The organism is Amycolatopsis sp. NPDC021455 (assembly GCF_040640995.1).
Classification (GTDB): domain Bacteria; phylum Actinomycetota; class Actinomycetes; order Mycobacteriales; family Pseudonocardiaceae; genus Amycolatopsis.
Genome location: NZ_JBFACT010000041.1, coordinates 38,611 through 52,747, shown reverse-complemented (window position 1 = coordinate 52,747; position 14,137 = coordinate 38,611). Strand labels below are relative to the sequence as shown.

At 74.1% G+C, this 14,137-nt stretch carries 3 protein-coding genes; all 3 read right to left on the bottom strand.

Annotation, left to right across the window (positions count from 1 at the left end):
- Positions 1-85: 85 nt before the first annotated feature.
- Genes AB0G28_RS33085 through AB0G28_RS33075 form a run of 3 tightly spaced genes read right to left on the bottom strand, consistent with a single transcriptional unit; the run spans position 86 to position 14,043 of the window.
- Positions 86-11,629, bottom strand: a complete 11,544-nt coding sequence (locus AB0G28_RS33085) for an amino acid adenylation domain-containing protein (RefSeq protein WP_361098120.1) — start codon at positions 11,627-11,629, stop codon at positions 86-88.
- 12 nt (positions 11,630-11,641) lie between these two features.
- A complete protein-coding gene (locus AB0G28_RS33080) occupies positions 11,642-12,847 on the bottom strand; it encodes an MFS transporter (RefSeq protein ID WP_361098117.1) in 1,206 nt (401 codons plus the stop codon).
- 23 nt (positions 12,848-12,870) lie between these two features.
- Positions 12,871-14,043 carry a cytochrome P450 gene (locus AB0G28_RS33075; protein WP_361098114.1) on the bottom strand — a complete coding sequence of 391 codons (1,173 nt, stop codon included), beginning with the start codon at positions 14,041-14,043 and terminating at the stop codon, positions 12,871-12,873.
- Positions 14,044-14,137: the final 94 nt, after the last annotated feature.

Below are 14,137 nucleotides of genomic sequence, written 5' to 3'. Positions count from 1 at the left end.
GCGGGGCCCACCCCGGCCGGCCGAATCCCGGAACGTCTTGAACGACTCGTTCCTGTCGTCCGGCGACAGGAACGAGTCGTTCAAGTCACCCGAGCGCGAGCCGCCGGGCCAGCACCGGGCCGATCGCCGCCCACGCCTCCGGCCGTGCCAGCTCGCCGTGGCGGGCGCGGACCTCGTGCACCTCGAGAGCGCCCCCGACGTACGGTTCCCACGCCGAGACACGAGGAGAAGCAGCGTGTTTCCCTTCCGTGGCGCGGAAGAACAGCACGTCGCCGTCGAACGGCGTGGGCTGGTGCGCTCTCGCCAGCGTGCTGTTGTGGGCGAACACCTCCGGCAGCGCGTCCACCGCTCGCGGCGCGAGCGCGGCCAGCGCACTCCCCTCCGCGAGCAGGATCGAGCGGAACTCCGGCAGCCCCGGCGGGCGCCCGGAGAGGCCCAGCGACGCCAGCAACGCCGCGAGCGGGTCGTCCGGTGCGGGTGCCCCGGTGGGCGGGTACCCGTCCAGCATCGCCAGCAGCCCGACCTCCTCGCCGTCGGCCCGCAGCTGCGCGGCCATCGCGTGCGCCACCTGCGCGCCGAACGACCAGCCGAGCAGGTGGTACGGCCCCCGCGGACGCACCCGGCGGATCTGCTCCAGGTAGTCCTTGACCAGTTCGTCGACGGTCGCCGGACGGCGGTCGGGCTCGGTCAGGCCGCGGGACTGCAGGGCGTGGACCGGGCGGTCGACGTGCGCCAGCAGCCCCGAGTACACCCAGCCGATCCCGGCGGCCGGGTGGACGCAGAACAGCGGGGCGCCTTCACCCGTCGAACGCAGCGGCAGCAGCACCGCCAGCTCGTCGTGGTCGGTTCCGGTGGCGGTGCCCGTCCCCAGCCGGCGCGCCAGCCCGGCGACCGTCGGCGTCTCGAACAGCACCCGGATGCCCAGCTCGGCCCCCAGCTCCCGGCGGATCAGGCTGATCAGCCGCCCGGCGAGCAGCGAATGGCCGCCGAGGTCGAAGAAGCCGTCGTCGACCGACACCTCGGGCACGTCCAGCACCTCGCTGAACAGCCCGCAAAGCGCGCGCTCCAGCGCTGTGCGCGGAGCACGGCCGAGAGCCATCGGCGCCTTCACCGGGGCGGGCAGCGCGGTGCGGTCGAGCTTCCCGTTCGGCGTGAGCGGGAGCGCGTCCAGGACGACGAACGCCGACGGCACCATGTGCCCGGGCAGGAACGCCTCGGCGTGCGGCTTCGGCGTGACGCCGGAGTCCGCGGCCAGGTAGGCGACCAGTTCCGGGTGCCCCGGACGGTCTTCGCGCAGCACCGTCACGGCCTGCCGGACGCCGGGACAGCGGCCGAGCACGGCGTCGATCTCGCCCAGCTCGATCCGCACCCCGCGGACCTTGACCTGGTGGTCGGCGCGGCCGAGGAAGTCCAGCCTGCCGTCCCGCCGCCACCGGACGACGTCGCCGGTGCGGTACATCCGTTCCCCCGGCCCGCCGAACGGGTCCGCGACGAACGTCCGCGCGGTCAGGCCCGGCCGGCCGAGGTACCCGCGCGCGAGCCCGGCGCCGGCCAGGTACAGCTCCCCCGGTACCCCGGCGGGCACCGGGTTCAGCCGCCGGTCGAGCACGTACACCCGGGTGTTCGGCACCGGGCCGCCGATGTCCGGCGGGCCGTCGCCGTCCGGGGTGACGTCGCCGCCGGTGGCCATCACGCTGCATTCGGTCGGCCCGTAGCCGTTGACCAGCCGGAAGCCGGCGCCGGCGGCCGGACGGCGGCGCAGCCGGTCCCCGCCCGCGACCACGACCCGCAGGTCCTCCCCGGCGAACGCGGGTTCGTCCAGCATCAGCTCCAGCCGGGGTGTGGGCAGGAACGCCACGGTGATCCCGGAATCGGCGAGCCACGCGGCGAGCGCGCCGGTGTCGTCGAGCGCGCGCTGCGACGGCAGGTGCACCGACGCGCCCGCGGTGAGCAGCGGCCAGGTCTCGAAGACGGCCGCGTCGAACCCGAGCGCGGCGACGTGCCCGGCCCGGTCCGCGGGCGTGACGCCGAATTCGCGGTGGTACCACGCGCAGAGGTGGGCCAGCCCGGTGTGGTCGAGGACCACGCCCTTCGGCGTCCCGGTCGAACCCGAGGTGTAGATGACGTATGCGGCGTCGCGCGGGCTGAGCGTGACCGCGGGCGCGTCGGCGGGCTGGGCGGCGATCGCGACGGCTTCGGCGTCGAGGCACACCACCCTCGCCGTCCCGCCGACCCGCGCAGCGAGGTCCGTCGTGGTGATCACGACTCCGGCGGCGGCGTCGGCGAGCATGAACGCCAGCCGGTCGGCCGGATAGCCCGGGTCGAGGGGCACGTACGCGCCCCCGGCCCGCAGCACGGCGAGCTGGGCGACGAGCAGTTCGGGCCCGCGGGGCAGGCAGACGCCGACGAGCGCGCCGCGGGCGATGCCGAGGTGGTGGGCCAGCTGGTTGGCGCGCCGGTTCAGCTCGCCGTAGCCCAGTTCCCCGAACTCTCCCACGACCGCGACGCCGTCGGTGCGGTCGGCGATCCGCGCCGGAACCGGGCGCCACGGGCCGAAGTCCACCGGATCCGGCGCGGTGAGCAGCCGGCGTCGTTCGCCCGGCGCCAGCAGGTCGAGAGTCCCGACCGGGGTGTCCGGCGCCGCGATCGCCGCGGCCAGCACCCGGACCAGCCGGGCGGCGAACCCTTCGACGGTCTCGCGGTCGAACAGGTCGGTGCGGTAGGCGAGCCCGCCGCCGATGCCGGAGGGCCGTCCGGGGTCCAGCTCGTGCAGCGACAGCGCCAGGTCGAACGCCGCGGTCCGCACGGCGACCGGCTCACCGGTCACCTCCAGGCCGGGGAGCTCGAGGTCGGCGTCGCCGGCGTTCTGCAGCGCGAACAGCACCTGGAACAGCGGGTGCCGGGCCAGGGACCGGGCCGGGTTCAGCTCGTGCACCAGCCGCTCGAACGGGACGTCCTGGTGAGCGAAAGCCCCCAGGTCGGTTTCGCGGACACGGGCGAGCAGCTCGCGGAACGTCGGCTCCCCCGCGGTGTCGACGCGCAGGACCAGCGTGTTGACGAAGAACCCGATGAGGTCGTCGAGGGATTCGTCGGTGCGGCCGGCGACCGGGGTGCCGATCGGGATGTCGTCTCCCGCGCCCAGCCGGCTCAGCAGCACGGCGAACGCCGCCTGCAGCACCATGAACAGGGTGACTCCGCCCTCGCGCGCGAGGTCCCGGAGGCCGGCGTGGAGACCGGCGTCGATCTCGACCGGGACCGAGTCGCCGCCGTGCCCGGCCACCGCGGGGCGTGGCCGGTCGGCCGGCAGCACCAGTTCTTCCGGGAGCCCGGCGAGCCGCTCGCGCCAGTAGGCCAGTTCGGCGCCGAGGACCGAGCCGTCGTCGTCCGGGTCGCCCAGGACTTCGTGCTGCCACAGGGCGTAGTCGCGGTACTGGACCGGGAGCGGTGTCCACTTCGGACTGTCACCGGCGCGGCGGGCGGTGTAGGCCGCCGCCAGGTCCCGGACCAGGGGTCCCATCGACCAGCCGTCGCTGACGATGTGGTGCTGCACCAGGACCAGCACCTGGTCGTCCTCGCCGAGCACGAGCAGCTCGGGCCGGAAGGGCCGGTCGGTGGTGAGGTCGAAGGTCGCGGCCGACGCCTCGGCCAGCGCGTCCCCGAGGTCCGCTTCGGCCACGGCGCGCACGGTGAGCGGGACGTCGGCGACACCGAGGATCTGCTGGCACGGGCTCCCGTCGACCTCCGGGAAGATCGTCCGCAGGGCCTCGTGCCGGCCGGTGACGTCGGCCAGGGCGGCCGCCAGCGCCTCGCGGTCGAGCCGTCCGGTGAGCCGCAGGGCGCAGACGACGGCGTAGCCGGCGTCCCGGCCGTGCAGCTGGTTGAGGAACCAGAGCCGCTGCTGGGCGTGGGAAAGCGGGATCCGGTCCGGGGCCGGCCGCGGGCGCAGGGCGGGCCGGACGGGCCTGCCGTGGTCGATCCGGGCCGCGAGCCCGGCGACGGTCGGGTGCTGGAACAGGTCGCGGATGCCCAGTTCGGCGCCGAGCGCGGTCCGGACGCGGCTGATCAGGCGCGTCGCCAGCAGGGAATGCCCGCCGAGGTCGAAGAACCCGTCGTCGATCCCGACGCGGCCGACGCCGAGCAGTTCGGCGTACAGCCCGCAGAGGATCTCTTCGGCCGGGTCACGCGGTGCGCGATAGGTGTCCAAAGTGGATTCCACATCGGGCACGGGGAGGGCTCGACGGTCGATCTTCCCGTTGGGCGTCAAGGGGAACGAAGGCAGGACGACGACGGCGGCCGGGACCATGTACTCCGGCAGGACGGCCGCGAGGTGGCTCCGCACGTCGGCCGGTCCGGTGTCGCCGGTGCAGTACACGACGAGCCGCCGGTCCCCCGGGACGTCCTCGCGCACGACCGCGACAGCCTGGGTGACAGCCGGGTGCCGGGACGCCGCGCCGGAGACTTCGCCGAGTTCGAGGCGCTGGCCGCGCAGCTTGACCTGGTCGTCGGTGCGGCCGAGGTACTCCAGCTTTCCCCCGTGCGTCCACCGCACGAGGTCACCCGTGCGGTACATCCGCGCGCCCGGGCCGCCCGCCGGGTCGGGCACGAACCGCTCGGCGGTCAGGCCCGGCCGGTGCAGGTAGCCGTCGGCGAGCTGGATCCCGGCGAGCCAGAGTTCGCCGGGGACCCCGGGCGGGACGGGCGCGAGCCGCCCGTCGAGGACATAAGCGCGGGTGTTCCACACCGGACGTCCGATAGGGACAGTGTGCTCACCCGGCGTGACCGGGTGGTGGCTCGCTTCGACGGCGAACTCGGTGGGACCGTAGAAGTTCGCCAGCCGGGCCGGCAGTGCCGCGGCACAGCGCTCGGCCAGCGCCGGGGTCAGGGCCTCGCCACCGCAGAACACCTGCCGCAGCGAACTCACGTCACCCGGTTCGGCGAGGAAGGCCTCGAGCATCGCCGGGACGAAGTGCGCCATGGTGACTTCTTCGGTGCGGATCAGCTCGCGGAGGTACGCGGGGTCGCGGTGCCCGTCGGGTCGCGCGACGACCAGGGCAGCCCCGGTCAGCAGCGGCCAGAACAGCTCCCACACCGAGACGTCGAAGCCGGACGGCGTCTTCTGCAGCACCCGGTCGCCGGGGCCGACGGGATAGTCGCCCTGCATCCACGCCAGGTGGTTGACGATCCCGGCGTGCGACATGAGCACGCCCTTGGGCCGTCCGGTCGAACCGGACGTGTAGATCACGTACGCGGGGTGGGCCGGGGTGATGGCGGGCAGCGGCCCGTCACCGGTGAGGGCGGCGTCGGTCAGCACCAGGGACGGCCGGGCGTCTTCGAGGAGGAACGCGAGGCGATCGGCCGGGTAGCCGGGGTCGACCGGCAGGTACGCCGCGCCCGCGCGGTGGACCGCGTGCACGGCGACGACCAGGTCGGGCGAGCGCGGCAGCTGCACGGCGACGACGTCACCGGGCCGGACGCCGTGGCCGCTGAGGGCCCTGGCCAGCCGGTCGACGCGGGCGTCGAACTCCGCATAGGTCAGGGACCCGCCTTCGAAGACCACGGCCGTCGCGTCCGGGGTCCGCGCCACCTGCCGGGCGAACAGTTCCGGCAACGTCTCCGCCGACACCGGCGCCTCCGTCGCCGTCCACCCTTCAAGGGATCTCCGGTCCACATCGGACAGGAGGTCGATCCGGTCCACCGCCGTGTCCGGCTCGGCCGCCACCGCGTCCAGGAGGCGGACCAGCCGGCCGGCGAGCGCCTGGGCGGTGGCGTGGTCGAACAGGTCGGCGGCGTAGGACAGCGAGCCGGTGATGCCGTCGGCGTGCTCGGCGAGGTTCAGCCCGAGGTCGAACTTCACCGCGTCGGAGTCGAGGACTTCGGGGGTGACGTCGAGGCCCGGCAGGGCCGGATCGGCGTCGCCGGTGTTCTGCAGGACCAGGAACACCTGGAACAGCGGGTGCCGCGCCAGGGACCGGGCCGGGTTCAGCTCGTGCACCAGCCGCTCGAACGGGACGTCCTGCCGGGCGTAGGCGGCGAGGTCGGTTTCGCGGACGCGGCCGAGCAGTTCGCGGAAGGTCGGGGCGCCGCTGGTGTCGGTCCGCAGCACGAGGGTGTTGACGAAGAACCCGATCAGGCCGTCCAGTGCCTCGTCGGTGCGGCCGGCGATCGCCGTGCCGATCGGGACGTCCTCCCCCGCGCCCGAGCGGGTCAGCACGGTGGCGAGCGCGGCCTGCAGCACCATGAACAGCGTCGCCTGCGCGGAGCCGGCCAGCGCGCGGAGGCGGCCGGCCAGTTCGGCACCGATCTCGACCCGCACCGAGTCGCCGCGGTGCGACGCCACGGCGGGGCGCGGCCGGTCGGACGGCAGTGGCAGCTCGTCCGGGATCCCGGCCAGCTGATCCCGCCAGTAGGCCAGCTGGGCGGCCAGCAGCGAGTCCGGGTCGTCGGCGTCGCCGAGCAGGTCCCGTTGCCAGAGTGTGTAATCGGCGTACTGGACCGGCAGGGGCGCCCACTCCGGCGCCCGGCCGTCCCGGCGCGCGGTGTAGGCCTCGGCGAGGCCGGCGACCAGCGGGCCCATGGACCAGCCGTCGGCGGCGATGTGGTGCAACTGCAGCAGGAGCACGTGCTCGTCCGGCGCTTCGGCGCGCAGCACCGCGCGGAACGGCGGTTCGCGGGTCAGGTCGAACGGCCGGGCTTCGGGAGCGCCTTCGACGACCGTCAGCTCCGGCCGCCAGTCCGCCAGGACCTGCTGGCGCGGCTGCCCGTCGACGGCGGGGAAGATCGTGCGCAGCACTTCGTGCCGTTCCACCACGTCGCCGAGGGCCGCGCTCAGCGCTTCGCGGTCGAGTTCGCCCCGCAGCCGCAGCAGGCACGGCATGTCGTAGGCACCGGTGTCGTCGCCGAACTGCAGGATGAACCAGAGCCGTTGCTGGGCCGGGGAAAGCGGCATCGGCTCGGGACGCGGGAGCGGCCGCAGCGCCGGCCGCGCAGTGTCCGCGGTGGACAGTCGTGGGGCGAGGGCGGCGACGGTCGGCGCGTCGAAGAGGTCGCCGATGCCGATCTCCGCGCCGAACGCGGCCCGGATCCGGCTGACCAGCTTGGTGGCCAGCAGGGAGTGGCCGCCGAGGTCGAAGAACCCGTCGTCGATGCCGACCCGCTCGACGCCGAGGACATCGGCGAAGAGCCCGCACAGGATTTCCTCGCGGGCGTCGCGGGCCTCCCGGCTCGTGGTGACGGTCAAGTCCGGCGCCGGCAGCGCCTTGCGGTCCAGCTTGCCGTTCGGCGTCCGCGGCAGCCCGGCCAGCGGGACGAACGCCGAGGGCACGAGGTGCCGCGGGACGAACGCCGCGACGTGGTCCCGCAGCTCGTCCGGGCCGGCGTCGCCCGCGAAGTAGGCGACCAGCCGCTGGTCGCCCGGCCGGTCCTCACGCAGGACGACGGCCGCCTCGCGCACGCCCGGGTGTTCGGCGGCGACGGCCGCGATCTCGCCCGGTTCTACGCGCAGGCCGCGCAGCTTGACCTGCTCGTCGGTCCGGCCCAGGTAGTCCAGGACGCCGTCGGCCCGCCACCGGACGAGGTCCCCGGTCCGGTACATCCGCGCGCCCGGCCCGCCGAAGGGGTCGGCGAGGAACCGGTCCGCGGTCAGGCCGCCGCGGTGCAGGTAGCCGTCCGCCAGCTGGGCCCCGGCGAGGTACAGCTCGCCCGGGACGCCCGGCGGCACCGGGCTCAGCCGGCCGTCCAGCACGTACGCGCGGGTGTTCCACACCGGCGCGCCGATGGGGACGGGTGTCCCGGTGACGACGTGGGCGGTGGCGTCGACCGCGACCTCCGTCGGGCCGTAGAGGTTGACCAGTTCGGCGGTGAGGGTCTTCGCGCAGCGTTCGGCGAGCGCCGCGGTCAGCGCTTCCCCGCCGCAGAACACCTGGCGCAACGACGGGGAGTCCTCTTCGGACAGCCCCAGGATTCCGTCGAGGATGCCGGGGACCACGTACAGCACGGTGATCCGTTCGGCACGGATCGTTTCCAGGAGGTACGCGGGATCGCGGTGCCCGTCCGGTTTCGCGACGACCAGGGCCGCCCCGGCGATCAGCGGGCGGAAGAACTCCAGGACCGAGACGTCGAAGCTGGACGGCGTCTTCTGCAGCACCCGGTCTCCGTCGGCGAGCGGGTGTCCGGCCTGCATCCACGCCAGGTGGTTGACGATCCCGGCGTGCGACATCAGCACGCCCTTGGGGCGGCCGGTCGAGCCGGACGTGTAGATCACGTAGGCCGGGTGGTCCGGGCTGACGGTGGGCAGTGGCCCGGAACCAGGCTCCCCGAGATCCGTGTCGGGCGTGAGGACCAGGGCGGGCCGGGCGTCGGCGAGCATGAACGCCACCCGGTCGGCCGGGTAGCCGGGATCCACCGGCAGGTACGCCGCACCGGCCCGGTGGACCGCGTACACGGCGGTGATCAGCTCGAGCGATCGCGGCAGCCGCACCGCGACGACGTCGCCCGGCCGCACTCCGCGGTCGCGCAGGGCTCGTGCGAGCCGGTCGACGCGGGCGTCGAACTCCGCGTACGTCAACGACTCGCTTTCGAAGACCACCGCCGTCGCGTCCGGGGTCCGCGCCACCTGCCGGGCGAACAGTTCCGGCAGCGTCGCGGCCGGGACGGGCGCCGCGGTGTCGTTCCACTTTGCCAGGTTCGAATGGTCCACATCGGACAGCAGTTCGGCGCTCTCCACCCGGGAGTCCGGGTTCGCGGCCACCGCTTCGAGGAGCCGGACCAAGCGGTCGGCGACGTCCTGGGCGGTGCTGCGGTCGAACCGGTCGACGGCGTACTCGAGGCTGCAGCCGAGCCCGGCGGAACGCTCTTCGACTGTCAGGCTCAGGTCGAACTTGGCGGTGCCCGACACGGTGTCCCCGGCCGTCACGGTCAGCCCCGGCAGGCTCCAGCCACCCCCGGCGGTTCCCGCGCCGAGGAAGGACAGCAGCACCTGGAACAGCGGGTGCCGGGCCAGCACGCGAGGCGGGTTGAGCTCCTCCACGATCCGCTCGAACGGGAGGTCCTGGTGGGCGAAGGCGCCGAGGTCGGCGTCGCGGACGCGGGTGAGCAGCTCGCGGAACGTCGGCGTGCCGGAGGTGTCGGTGCGCAGCACCAGGGTGTTCACGAAGAACCCGACGAGGTCGTCGAGGGCCTCGTCGCCGCGGCCGGCGACCGGAGTGCCGATCGGGACGTCTTCGCCCGCGCCGAGCCGGGTAAGCAGCAGCGCGAACGCCGCCTGGACGACCATGAACAGCGTGGCCTGGTTGTCGCGGGCCAGCGCCAGCAGCGCGGTGTGGGTGGCCGTGCCGACGTCGGCCGAGACGACGTCCTTGCGGTGGGTCGGGACCGCCGGGCGAGGCCGGTCGGCCGGCAGCGCGAGTTCGTCGGGCAGGCCCGCCAGGGTTTCGGTCCAGTAGGCCAGCTGGCGGGCGGCCAGGCTGTCCGGGTCGTCCTCGTCGCCGAGCAGGCCGGCCTGCCACAGCGCGTAGTCCGCGTACTGCACGGGCAGCGGCGGCCACTCAGGCGGCTTCCCGGCGAGGCGGGCACCGTAGGCGGTGGCGAGGTCGGCCATCAGCGGGCCGGTCGACCAGCCGTCCGCGGCGATGTGGTGGAGGCAGAGCACGAGGACGGTCTCGTCACCGGCGCGGAACAGGCGGGCGCGCAGCGGGATCTCGCGGGCCAGGTCGAAGGGCGCGCTCCCGGCGGCCTCGGCGAGGGCGCCGAGGTCTTCCGGGGCGCAGTCGACGACCTCGAGGACGTGCTCGACGGCCGGCAAGATGCGCTGCCACGGCTCGCCGTCGTCCAAGGGGAACACCGTCCGCAGGGACTCGTGGCGGGCGACGACGTCCTGGCAGGCGGCCTCGAGCGCCGGGACGTCGACCGGCCCGGTGAGCCCGAGGGTGAGGGGGATGTTGTACGCGCGGTCCTGGCCTTCGACCCCGGCGAGGAACCACAGCCGCCGCTGGGCGGACGACAGCGGCACGCGGTCCGGGCGGGGCCGGCCGACGAGGGCCGGGCGGACCGGGCCCGGCGCCTGGGCGTCGAGGGTGGCGAGGATCCCGGCGACCGTCGGGGCCCGGAAGAGCGCGCGGACGCCGAGTTCGGCGTGCAGCGCCGTGCGGATGCGGCTGATCAGCTGGGTGGCGAGCAGGGAGTGCCCGCCCAGGGCGAAGAACCCGTCGTCGAGGCCGACGGTGTCCAGCCCGAGCACGTCGGCGAAGAGGCCGCAGAGGATTTCTTCCCGCGCGGTGCGGGCGGCGCGGAAGGTCACCGGGGCGACCTCGGCAGTGGTTTCCGTTGCCACGGCGGCGACCTGCGCCAGCTCGAGCGTCCCCAGTGGACTTCCGGGATCCGCCAAGGCGAGTTCGAGGAGCCGCACCAGCATGGTGGCCATTTCGTCCACTGTGGACTCGTCGAAGAGGTCCACGGCGTACTCGAACTGGCACGTGACGCCGTTCGCGTGCTCGGCGAAGACGACGCTGAGGTCGAGCTTGGCCGTCGCCAGGTCCAGGGGCACCGGCGTCACGTCCAGGCCGGGCAGGGCGAGCGCCGTGCCGTCGTGCTGGAGGACGACCATCACCTGGAACAGCGGGTGCGCGGTGGCGGACCGGCCGGCGCCGAGGCGGTCGACCAGCCGGTCGAACGGCACGTCCTGGTGGGCGTAGGCGTCGAGGCCGGTGTCGCGGACCCGCGACAGCAGTTCGGCGAAGCTCGGGTCCCCGCTCAGGTCGGTGCGCAGCACGAGAGTGTTGACGAAGAACCCGACGAGGTCGGCCAAGGCCGCTTCGCCCCGGCCGGACACCGGCGTGCCGAGCACGATGTCGTCGCCCGCGCCCCAGCGGTGCAGCAGCGCGGCGAGCGCCGCCTGCAAGCCCATGAACGGCGTGCAGCGCGCGGCCCGGGTGACCGCGACGAGCCGTTCGTGCAGCTCCGCCGGGATGTCCACCTCGACGAGCCCCGCCGCGCCGGTCGTGCCGCCGTCGCGGTGGGCGGGCAGCACCATCCGGCCGGGGACGCCCGCGAGCCGCTCGGTCCAGTACGCGAGCTGGGCGCTCAGCAGGCTTTCCGGGTCGTCCTCGGTGCCGAGCACCTCCCGCTGCCACTCGCTGAAGTCGACGTACTGCACCGGAAGCGGCTCCCAGGCCGGTGCCCGGCCGTCGAGCCGCGCGGTGTACGCGGCCGCCAGATCGCGGCCCAGCGGACCGAGCGACCAGCCGTCGCAGGCGATGTGGTGCAGCACGAGCAGCAGGATGTGGTCGTCGGGGCCGAGTTCGAACAGCGTGACGCGCAGCGGCAGGTCCGCGGCGAGGTCGAACGGCCGGGCGATGGCTCCGGCGAGGTCGTCGCCGGGCCGGACGTCGAAGACGAGCCGTGCGGTCGCGTCCGCCACGGACAGCACCTGCTGGCCGGGAACTCCGCCGGCGACAGGAATGACGGTCCGCAGCACCTCGTGGCGGCCGAGCACGTCGGCGACGGCCTGGCGCAGCGCGCGGCGGTCGAGCCGGCCGCGCAGCCGCAGCGGGAACGGGACGTTGTAGGTGGCGCCGGGCCCCTCCAGCTGGTCGAGGAACCACAGGCGCTGCTGGCCGAACGACAACGGACGCACGGGAGGATCCCTTCACTCGGGCAGGCGCAGGGCCCGGGCCGCGGCCACCGGCCCGCCGAAGGCGAGCAGGGCACTGCAGATCCAGGCGACGACGGGGGTGGTGAAACTGGCGATGGCGCCGGAAACCGCGTAGGCCAGCGGCGCGCAGCCGATGCCGGACAGCGAGACCATCGACATCGCGACGCCGAGCCGGTCGGCGGGCGCGGCCTGCTGGTAGAGCGTCACCGCGGCCGGGCCGTTCTGCCCGGAGCACACGCCCAGCGCGACGGCCATCGCGGCCATCGCGGGCAGGGACGGCACCAGGACCATGCCCAGCAGCAGGACGGCGATCCCGATCCCGCTGCCGACGAGCCGCACCGACATCGGCACGCGGTCGCCGAGCAGCGCGCCGAGCCCGGCGGACACCAGCGCGCCCGCCGCCCAGCAGGCGATGAGGACGCCGACGGCGGAGACCGCCCAGCCGCGTTCGATGACGACCTCGGGCAGGCCGGGGTTCATCGGCCACGCGAAGGCGAAGTCCAGGCACAGCCCGGAAAGGAACAGCAGCCGCAGCCGCCGGTCGGCGCGCAGCAGCTTGACGCCGTCGCCGGAGCGGCGCCACAGCGGGACGTTCGACACCGTCCGCGGCGCGTCGATCGCCTTCGTCGCCGGGGCCAGGCACGCCAGGGAGACCACGCAGCCGGCGCAGACCACCGCCAGCGCGACCCCGAGGTGCCCGGTCGCGACGAGCCAGGCCCCGAACGGCGACCCGAGGATCGGGGCGAACCGCGCGACCATGGTGCGTACGGAATTGGCCGTGCTCAGCCGCTCCTTCGGTACCATGCGCGGCATCAGCGTGCCGAACGACGGCGAGCCGAGGCCCAGCATCGCGCCTTCGAGCGCCGCCACGACGACCAGCAGCGTGACCGACTGCGCGGACAGCGCGACGACGACCGAGACGGCCAGCACGGCGATCCGCACCGACGTCGTGCGCAGCAGGACCGCGCGGGGGCCGAAGGCGTCGCAGATCACGCCGCCGAAGATCATCGCCAGCGCCCGCGGCACCGATTCGGCCAGGGTCACCCAGGTGACCGCGGCCGTGCCGCCGAGCTGGGCCGCGGCCCAGACGGCGGCGATGAAGAACACCTGGTCGCCGATCAGGGAGACGCCCTGGCCGGTGAGCAGCAGGCCGACCCGGCCCCAGATCGCGGGCGGCGCCGGTGCTTGTGTCGTCGTCATGGCTGGTGTCCGTTCCGTCGCGCTCAGCGGGCCCGCAGGCGCACCGGGAGGTGGTCGAAGCCGAAGTTGATGATCGAGCGGTTGTGCACCGGGTCCCCGGTGAGCTCGAGCTCGGCGACCTGGTCGAGCAGGGCGGTGTAGATCGCCTTGAGCTCGGCCTTGGCCAGCGGGGCCCCGACGCAGTAGTGCGCGCCGACGCCGAGGGCGAGGTGCCGGTTCGGGGACCGGTCGAGCACGAGGTCGTCGGGCCGGTCGAACACGGTGGGATCGTGGTCGGCCGACCAGGTCCAGACGGCGACCTTGTCGCCGGGCTCGATGACGTGCCCGCCGAGTTCGGTCCGTTTCGTGGCGGTGCGCAGCACGTGCAGGCCGACGGAGGTGAACCGCAGCAGTTCGTCGGTGGCCAGGTCGAGGTCGGCACCCGCGGCCAGCTCGTCCCACTGGTCCCGGTGGTTCATCAGCGCCCAGACGCTCATGGCGGCGGTGTGCCGGACGGTCTGCACCCCGCCGACGACGATGTTGTCGAGGTTGAGCACGACGTCTTCGATCGGCAGCAGCCGGCCGCCGATGCGGTGCGTGGCCAGGGTGCTGATCAGGTCGCCTTCGGGCCGCTTGCGCCGCCGGACGACCTTGTCGAGCAGGTAAGGCAGGAGCTTCTGGTGCCCGGCGCGGCGCGCGTCCGGCGTCTGGGCGAGGAAGGCTTCGTCGCAGACGGAGACGACCAGGTCGCGGTCGTCCCCGGGGATGCCGAGCAGATCGCACATGACGACGAGCGGCACGGTGGCGAGGACGTCGACGAGGTCGACTTCGCCGCGCTCGACGGCGTCTTTCACGACTTTTGCCGCCAGCTCGGTGATGCTCTGGGCGGCGCCGCGCACGCCCTTGGGCGAGAAGTACGGCAGGACGGGGGCCCGCAGCTCGCGGTGCCGCGGCCCGTCGGACAGCGCCATCATCTTGCCGGAACCCGCCGGGGTACCGCCGGTCCCGAGCAGCGAGCCCCCGGTGGAGCTGAAGCCGGCGGCGTCGGTGAGGACGCGGGAGCCGAGTTCGTAGCCGAGCACGGACCAGACGGGCCCGTCGAGCGCGGTTTCGGTGCGATGCACGGGAGCCTGCGCCCGCAGTTCGGCGACGATGCCGCCGGCATCGGGCCGGGCCCACAGCCCGGGATCGGTCAGGTCGACGGTGGCGGTGGTCACGGATGCCTCCTCGGCAGGGGTGGGTGGCAATGCGCCCCAATGTGGCGTTCGGTGCGTTGAGCGCACCCAATGTGGCGTTCGGTGCGTTGAGCGC

Bases quoted from the DNA above. Each gene is read 5' to 3' on its own strand.
- AB0G28_RS33080 (WP_361098117.1), bottom strand. From the start codon at position 12,847: ATGACGACGACACAAGCACCGGCGCCGCCCGCGATCTGGGGCCGGGTC.